Here is an 8,217-nt window from a genome sequence, read left to right as displayed (position 1 = left end):
GCGCCGAGCTTGATCAGCGAACGGATCGCCGTCGGGGCGGTGTAGAAGGTGGTGACCTTGTGGCGTTCGATCATGCTCCAGAAGCGGCTGGCGTCCGGGTAGGTCGGCACGCCCTCGAACACGACCTGGGTCGCGCCCATCGCCAGCGGGCCGTAGCAGATGTAGGTGTGGCCGGTGATCCAGCCGACGTCGGCCGTGCACCAGAACACGTCGTCCGGCTTGTAGTCGAACGCCCAGCGGAAGCTGTTGGCGGCGCCGAGCAGATAGCCGGCGCTCGAATGCTGGATGCCCTTCGGCTTGCCGGTCGAACCGGAGGTGTACAGGATAAACAGCGGGTGGTCAGCTTCGACCCAGGTCGGTTCGCAGTCGAGCGGCAGGCCGGCGGTCAGCTCGTCCCAGCCGATGTCGCGCGCACCCATCGGCGTATTGCCGGCGGTACGCTTCTGCACGATAACCTTCTCGATGCTGTCGCAACCGCCGGCGTCCAGCGCTTCGTCAACAGTCGCCTTCAGCGGCACGGTCTTGCCGCCGCGCATGCCTTCGTTGGCGGTAATGACGATTTTGGCGCCGGCATCGATGATGCGGTCGCGCAGCGCGCCGGCGGAGAAGCCGCCGAACACCACCGAGTGAATGGCGCCGATGCGGGCGCAAGCCTGCATGGCAATGACGGCCTGCACCGTCATCGGCATGTAGATGACCACGCGGTCACCCTTTTCCACGCCGAGCTTTTTCAGGCCGTTGGCAAACTGGCACACCTGTTCATACAGGCTGCGGTAGCTGATCGGGGTGGACTGTCCGTCATCGGACTCGAAAATGATGGCGGTCTTGTCGCCATGCTGGTCGAGGTGACGGTCAAGGCAATTCCAGGAGACGTTCAGCAGGCCATCGTCGAACCATTTGAAGAACGGGGCATTGCTGCCGTCGAAGGTGCGGGTGAACGGCTTGTGCCAGCTCAGCAGTTCGCGGGCCAGGTCGGCCCAGAAGCCTTCGTAATCGTTGTTCGCGCGTTCGCAGACGGCGTTGCAGGCTGCCATGCCGGACAGGGTGGCTGCCTGGCGAAAGGCGTCGCCCGGAGCGAAACAGCGTCGCTCCAGCGCAAGGGGGGTCAGAGTGGACATGGTCGGGGCTTCCGCTTTGTAGAGGGATCGTTGTCTGCCCCCGCTCCAGCCGGACAGGCCGGCAGGCGGGAGGCATTTTCGAGCCATGCTATGTCGGCGCGGACAACAGAAACATAGCCGTGGAAACCGTTTGTTGGCCTTTTGCGCCAAATCCCCTGTTTTGCACTGGAATGTGACGCTTTTACGCATTTTCAAGCGATTGAAAGTTGTAAATTCGCATATGAAAAACCGTTATTCACGTAAAAATCGCTATATCGAACTGATATCGACAAGCTGAGTCGATACAATTTCCCGGCCCGACCGGCTGTACCGGTCCAGTCGGGCGACAACTGTCCCTGTGCAAGTCGCGCCCAGCCGTTAGCATGTCGGCATGACCCCGCCGCTTCCCCTCTATCAGCGCCTGGCCGACGACATCGCCGGCCAGATCGCCGCCGGTACGCTGCGTCATGGCGACCGCCTGCCGTCCCTGCGCGAGCTGCGTGCCCGTCGTCAGGTCAGCCTGTCGACCGTCCAGCAGGCGTTCCGCCTGCTGGAGGACCGCGGTCTGATCGAAGCCCGGCCCCAGTCCGGCTTTTATGTGCGCCCGCGCCGCCCGCCCCCCCCGTCACCGCCGGCTCTTCCGGTACCGGTACCGGTGACGGTCGATCCGCTGCTCTGGCAATACGTGCAGGTTCATACCCAGGAAGCCGACTGCGGCATGGGCGGTTTTCGCAGCGCAACGCCATCGGCGGCACACCTGCCGCTGGCGGCGATCTCCCGGCTGATGAGCGATACCGTGCGCCGTCAGCCCGAGCTGCTGGCCGACTATGGCCACCCGGCCGGCGCGATCGAACTGCGCCGCCAGATCGCCCGCCAGGCAATGGAATGGGGCGGACGCTTCGCCGTCGACGACATTGTCGTCACCCATGGTGCGCTGGAAGCCCTGAACCTGTGCCTGCGTGCCCTGACCCGCCCCGGCGATGTGGTCGCCATCGAGTCGCCGGCCTACTACACGCTGCTGCGCTGTCTGGAGACGCTGGGACTGCAGGCGCTGGAGATTCCGACCGACCCGCAGACCGGCATTTCACTCGACGCGCTGGAGCAGGCCACCCGCAACGGCGCCGTGCAGGCGGTCGTGCTGGTACCCAACTTTTCCAACCCGCTGGGCAGCCTGATGCCGGACGAGGCCAAGGCAAGGCTGGCGTCGCTGCTGGCGGCGCGCGACATTCCGCTGATCGAGGACGACATCTATGGCGAATTCCATTTCGGTCCGCGCCGCCCGCGCCCGGTCAAGGCGTTCGATACCGCCGGCAATGTGCTGTACTGCGCGTCACTGACCAAGAATGTCGCCCCCGGCCTGCGCGTCGGCTGGGTCGAAGCCGGCCGCTTCCGCGCCAGCGTCGAGTTGCAGAAATACATCGGTACGCACTCGACCTCGCGCCTGTCGCAGGTGGTGCTGGCGCGCTTCCTGGAAAATGGCGGCTATGCGCGCCACATGCGCGCCTTCCGCCGGGCGCTGGTCAGCCAGATGCGGATGCTGACTGCCGCCGTCCGCGAGCACTTCCCGGCCGGCACCCGGATCTCCGAACCACAGGGCGGATTCGTGCTGTGGCTGGCGCTGCCGGAGCCGTTCGACAGCGTGGAACTGTTCCATGCCGCCATTGCCGAAGGCATCGACTTCGCCCCCGGTCCGCTGTTCTCGCCATGCGGCGGTTTCCGCAACTGCCTGCGCCTGTCCGGCGCCGCACCATGGAATGCCGGACAGGCGGCACGGCTGGCACGACTCGGCGAACTGGCACGGCGGCAACGGCAGGCCTGAGCCCCGCCCGGCACGAACGCGCGGGCGGAACCGGCCGGATTTTGCGATAATCCTGCCCCGCGCCGGCCGGCCCCCTCCATGCGGGCTGGCCTATACCGTATCTATCGGGCGTCTTTCGCGACGCCCCTGTCCCTTGTCGTCCCCCGCGGCGCCTAACCCTCACGCGGCGCTCGTCGCGTGCCTTCCCGGAGCCCCATCCCATGACCTGGGAGTCATTCAAACAACAATACCTGATCAAGTTCTGGAATCCGGTACCGGCCGTCATCGCCGCTGGCGTGCTGGCCACCTACTACTTCGGCCTGACCGGCACCTTCTGGGCCGTGACCGGCGAATTCACCCGCTGGGGTGGCCATCTGCTGCAGTTCGCCGGCTTCCATCCGGAGACCTGGGGCTATTTCAAGGTGATCCACCTCGACGGCACGCCGCTGACGCGCGTCGACGGGATGATGATCATCGGCATGTTCGCCGGCTGCCTGTCCGCCGCGCTGTGGGCGAACAACGTCAAGCTGCGCGTGCCGCAGCACCGCATCCGCATCGCCCAGGCCGTGATCGGCGGCATCATCGCCGGCTTCGGCGCCCGGCTGGCGATGGGCTGCAACCTGGCGGCCTTCTTTACCGGCATCCCGCAGTTCTCGCTGCATGCGTGGTTCTTCGCGCTGGCCACCGCTGCCGGTTCGTACTTCGGCGCCCGCTTCACGCTGCTGCCGATGTTCCGCATCCCGGTCAAGCTGCAGAAAGTCTCCGCCGCCACCGCGCTGACCGCCGATCCGGCCGTGGCCGCCCGCCGCTTCCGCATCGGCATGCTGGTGTTCGTCGCCTTTGTGCTGTGGGCCGTCGCCCGGGCCTTCGATGCGCCGAAACTCGGTTTTGCCGCCCTGTTCGGGCTGGCTTTCGGCCTGATCATCGAGCGCGCGCAAGTCTGCTTCACCTCGGCGTTCCGCGACCTGTGGATCACCGGCCGCACGCAGATGGCCAAAGCCATCATCCTCGGCATGGCGGTCAGCGCCATCGGCATCTTCAGCTATGTGCAGATGGGCGCCGAGCCGAAGATCCTGTGGGCCGGCCCGAATGCCGTCATCGGCGGTCTGCTGTTCGGCTTCGGCATCGTGCTGGCCGGCGGCTGCGAAACCGGCTGGATGTACCGCGCGGTCGAAGGCCAGGTTCACTACTGGTGGGTCGGCCTCGGCAATATCATCGGCGCGACCGCCCTCGCCTACGTCTGGGACGATGTGGCCCCGGCTCTCGCTACCAACTACGAAAAAATCAATCTGTTGCAGCAGTTCGGCCCGATTGGCGGCCTGTTTGTCACCTATCTGCTGCTGGCGGTCGCCTTCGGCCTGATCCTGTGGTGGGAAAAACGCTTCTTCGCCCGCCAGTCGACCGCTGCCCCCCGTCTTGCCAAGGAGTCCGCATGAGCACGCTGCCCGCCCCCGATTTCCGCCTCGACATGGTCGGTGAACCGTGCCCGTATCCTGCCGTCGCCACGCTGGAAGCGCTGCCGCAGCTGGCGCCGGGCCAGGTGCTGGAAGTGATCAGCGACTGCCCGCAGTCGATCAACAACATCCCGCTCGACGCCCGCAACCACGGCTACGAGATGCTCGACATCCAGCAGGACGGCCCGACCATCCGTTATCTGATCCGCGTACCGAAAGCCTGAAGCGCAAGACCGGCTGCCGGTAAAAAACGCCCCCTCCTGACAGGCCCGCATCTCGCGGGCCTGTCCGCTGCCGCTTCACGTAAAATGCGCATCGACTCTACCGCCCCCCGGGTTCAACGTGCGCCTCACCCATATCAAACTCGCCGGCTTCAAATCCTTCGTCGACCCGACCTCGATCCCGGTGCCGGGTCAACTGGTCGCCGTCTGCGGCCCGAACGGCTGCGGCAAATCGAACGTGATCGACGCCGTGCGCTGGGTGCTGGGTGAATCCTCGGCCAAGCAGCTGCGTGGCGAGTCGATGCAGGACGTGATCTTCAACGGCTCCGGCACGCGCAAGCCCGGCAGCCGGGCCTCGGTCGAACTGGTATTCGACAATGGCGAGGGCCGCGCATCCGGCACCTGGGGCCAGTACACTGAAATCGCCATCAAGCGCGTACTGACCCGGCAGGGGGAATCGAGCTACTGGATCAATGGCCAGCAGGTGCGCCGGCGCGATATCGCCGACCTGTTTCTTGGCACCGGCGTCGGCACCAAGGGCTATGCGGTCATTGAACAGGGCATGATCTCGCGCATTATCGAGGCCCGCCCGGAAGAACTGCGTGCCTATCTGGAAGAAGCCGCCGGCGTATCCAAGTACAAGGAGCGCCGCAAGGAAACCGAGTCGCGGCTGGCCGATACCCGTGACAACCTCGCCCGCCTGCACGATATCCGCGAGGAACTGACCCGTCAGGTCGAAAAACTGGCCGAACAGGCCGAGGTCGCGCAGCGCTACCAGGGCATGCGCGACGAACTGGCCGAGCTGCAGAACCTGCTGGCGCTGACGCGCAAGCGCGATGCACAGGAAGCCGAGGCGAAGGCCAGTGCCGAACTGGCGCGACTGGAAACCGAGCTGGCGATGCTGTCGTCACGCGGCACCGAGCTGGACGCGGCGATCGAAGCGGCACGCGAAGCGCATTTCGCGGCCGGCGACGAAGTCAGCACCCGCCAGCAGCACCTGGCCGATCTGTCGGCGCAGGTCGCGCGGCTGGAAGAACAGGCACGACATCATCAGGACACCCGGGCGCGGGTCGAGCGCGAATTCGCCAGCGCCCGCACCGAACAATCGGCACTCGCCAGCCAGGCGCACCAGATCGAGACCGAACTGGCCGAATGGACCGAACGCCGTGACGAAGCCCGGTACGCGGCCGAGGAAGCGCAGATGGCGCTGGACGGCGGCGATGGCAGCCTGCCGGATGCCGAGCAGCAGTTCCGCAGCCGCGACAGCCAGCTGGCCGCGCTGACCAACAAGGTCGCCGAACTGACCCGGGGCCGCGACCTGGCCGAGCAGCGCGCCGCCGCCGGCCAGCGCACGCTGGCCCAGTTGCAGGAACGCCGTGGCCGGCTGCGCGACGAACATGCCGAACTGGCACTGCCGGCCGCCGGCGAACTGGCCGATGCCGCCGATGCCGCCCGTCAGTCCGCCAGTGCGCTGGATACCGCGCGCCAGGCCGTCGACCACGAGGAAAACCGTCTGGCCGAGCTCGACCGCGAACGGCAGGCGGTCGATCGCGAGCGTGCAAGCCAGCGCGATGCGCTGTCGGCGCTCGACGCCGAGGCCGGCGCCCTGACCAAGCTGCTCGATGCGGCGCAGGCCCGTGCCGGCATGGGCGACTGGCTCGCCCGCCAGCAACTGGCCGACGCGCCGCAACTGCTCGATGCACTGCGCATCGACGCCGGCTGGGAAACCGCGCTGGAAGCCGCCCTCGCCCATACCGCCACGGCGCGCCTGAGCGCAACGCTGCCGAGCGACACCCCGCCGGCGCCGCTGGTGCTGGCACGCGAGGCAGCCGCACCGGCGCTGCCGCCGTCAGCGCTGACGCCGTTGCTGCGCCACATCACGCTGGACGATGCACGCTTTGCGCCACTGCTGGGCGATACGCTGGCTCTGTGTTTCGCCGCCGACTCGCTGGACGCCGCCCTTGCCCTGCGCGACAGCCTGCCGCCGGGCGGTCGCTGCTATACCGTGGACGGGCATGCCGTCAGCCGCCATGGCATCCACTATCACGCCCAGCGCGGGGAAACCTCGATCGTGGCCCGCCGCGCCGAACGTGACGCGCTGCTGGCGCAACGCGACCGGCAACAGCCGCAGCTGCTGGCGCTGGAAGCGCGGCTGACCACGCTGGACAGCGAGCGCGCCGCGACCCGCGACGCCATTGCCGCCGCCCGCGATGCCCAGGCCGCGGCCCAGCAGGCGGACACCGACGCACGCATGACCCTGTCGGCCATCGAGCAGAAGAAGCATCAGGGCGAGGCGCGTGCCCAGGCCATCGCCGACGAGTTGCAGCGGCTGGACGACGATGATGCCAGCGAACGTCTGCAGATCGAGGAAGCACAGTTGAGTGCGGAGGAAGCCCAGCTGTCGCTGGACGAAGTCGCCGCCGCACAGGAACAGGCACGCGTGGCGCGACTGGACGCCGAGACCGGTCTGGCGCTGGCGCGCGACAAGGCGCGCGAACTGGAGCGGCAGGGACAGGAAACCCGCTTTGCGCTGGCCAGCAGCCAGCAGCGGGTCAGCGAGCTGGAACGCCGCCGGGGCGAACTGAACGAACGGCTGGATATCCTGGCCGAGAAACTCGAAGCGCTGGCGATCGAACGCGAAACCTTCGACGACGACGATCTGGCCGACCGGCTGCATGAAGCGCTGTATGCCCGCGAACAGGCCCAGGACGCCGTCACCGCCGCGCGCGAGACATCGCAGGCGGCCGAGCAGCGACTGCGCGAGCTGACCCGCGCCCGGCACGATGCCGACAGCGGGCTGGCGCCGGTACGCGACGCGATCAGCCAGATGCTGCTGAAAGCGCAGGAAGCCAAGCTGGCGTTCGAGCGCTATGACGAGGAACTGCGCGAGGCCAGGGCTGACGAAGATGCGCTGGTGGCGCGGCTGAGCGAGGGCCGGAAGGCCGCGACGCTGACCGCGGACATCGGCAAGCTGGCCCAGGCGCTGAATGCGCTTGGCGCGGTCAACCTGGCCGCGCTGGACGAACTGAGCGGGGCACGCGAGCGCGAAACCTATCTGCTGGCGCAGCACGAGGATCTGGTTGCGGCCATGGCGACGCTGGAGCAGGCGATCACCCGCATCGACGGCGAAACCCGAGAACAGTTGCGCAGCACCTTCGAGGCGGTCAATGCCTCGATGATGGAACTGTTCCCGCTGCTGTTCGGCGGCGGCCAGGCGCGACTGGTCCTGACCGGCGAGGATCTGCTCGATGCCGGCATCCAGATCATCGCCCAGCCGCCGGGCAAGAAGAACAGCACCATCCACCTGCTGTCCGGCGGCGAAAAGGCGCTGACGGCGATGAGTCTGGTGTTTTCGCTGTTCCAGCTCAATCCGGCGCCGTTCTGCCTGCTGGACGAGGTCGATGCGCCCCTGGACGACGCCAATACCGGCCGTTTCTGCGAGCTGGTGAAGAAAATGGCCGACAAAACCCAGTTTCTCTATATCAGCCATAACCGGCTGACCATGGAAATGGCCGAACAGCTGGTCGGCGTGACCATGCAGGAACAGGGGGTCTCGCGCATCGTCGCGGTCGATATCGTCGAGGCGCTGCGCATGCGGGAAGCGATGTAGCAAGGACGGTCTGCAGCTAAATTGTCCGTAGCGGGTC

5 protein-coding genes are annotated in these 8,217 nt (G+C 66.9%); 4 read left to right on the top strand and 1 reads right to left on the bottom strand.

The features are described 5' to 3' along the window. On the bottom strand, positions 1-1,118 hold a 1,118-nt coding region (locus tag ACYVG8_RS10135; protein ID WP_460745691.1), incomplete at its 3' end, for an AMP-binding protein. 370 nt (positions 1,119-1,488) lie between these two features. Here ACYVG8_RS10135 and ACYVG8_RS10130 point away from each other — a divergent pair. From ACYVG8_RS10130 to smc, 4 genes are all read left to right on the top strand, one after another. Beyond that, positions 1,489-2,916 (top strand): aminotransferase-like domain-containing protein, encoded by a 1,428-nt coding sequence (locus ACYVG8_RS10130; RefSeq protein WP_460745689.1) that lies wholly within the window; start codon positions 1,489-1,491, stop codon positions 2,914-2,916. A 92-nt stretch (positions 2,917-3,008) separates the two neighbouring features. Beyond that, a complete protein-coding gene (gene yedE / locus ACYVG8_RS10125; RefSeq protein ID WP_255420247.1) occupies positions 3,009-4,331 on the top strand; it encodes a selenium metabolism membrane protein YedE/FdhT in 1,323 nt (440 codons plus the stop codon). Further along, positions 4,328-4,573 (top strand): sulfurtransferase-like selenium metabolism protein YedF, encoded by a 246-nt coding sequence (yedF, locus tag ACYVG8_RS10120; protein ID WP_028500035.1) that lies wholly within the window; start codon positions 4,328-4,330, stop codon positions 4,571-4,573. Before yedE ends, yedF begins: the two co-directional genes overlap by 4 nt. A 118-nt stretch (positions 4,574-4,691) precedes the next feature. Continuing rightward, complete coding sequence (gene smc / locus ACYVG8_RS10115; protein WP_460745688.1) at positions 4,692-8,180, top strand: chromosome segregation protein SMC; 3,489 nt, start codon at positions 4,692-4,694, stop codon at positions 8,178-8,180. Positions 8,181-8,217 lie beyond the last annotated feature (37 nt).

The sequence above is a fragment of the Microvirgula curvata genome, from assembly GCF_054781615.1.
The sequence above is the reverse complement of the archived record's forward strand: the minus strand, read 5'-3'. Positions and strand labels throughout refer to the sequence as shown.